The 229-nt window shown below is 61.6% G+C and carries 1 pseudogene; it reads right to left on the reverse strand.

Annotation, left to right across the window (positions count from 1 at the left end):
- Positions 1 to 229: pseudogene (locus tag R5H23_RS17030) on the reverse strand (plasmid partitioning protein); the annotation flags it as partial.

The following is a 229-nucleotide window of genomic DNA, read 5'->3' on the forward strand; positions in this document are numbered from 1 at the left end:
ACCCATACTCGTCCGTCTCGATCGCGAGCGTTCCTTCGGGACGATGCTCGGCAATCCAGTCTTCCTGCGCCGCCCGAAACGCGGTTGCATCCGTGACGTAGCGATTGTCCTCACTGCCCTGCCCGAACAGATCTTCGGTCCAGACGACGCCATGCTTTTGCGCCAGCGCATCGTCAAACCGGGCATCACGCGCATACCACTCCTCCTGACGCAGGTGCCAGGTGAAGTC

The organism is Gluconobacter sp. GP1, from assembly GCF_032913585.1.
In the GTDB taxonomy this organism is placed as follows: domain Bacteria; phylum Pseudomonadota; class Alphaproteobacteria; order Acetobacterales; family Acetobacteraceae; genus Gluconobacter; species Gluconobacter cerinus.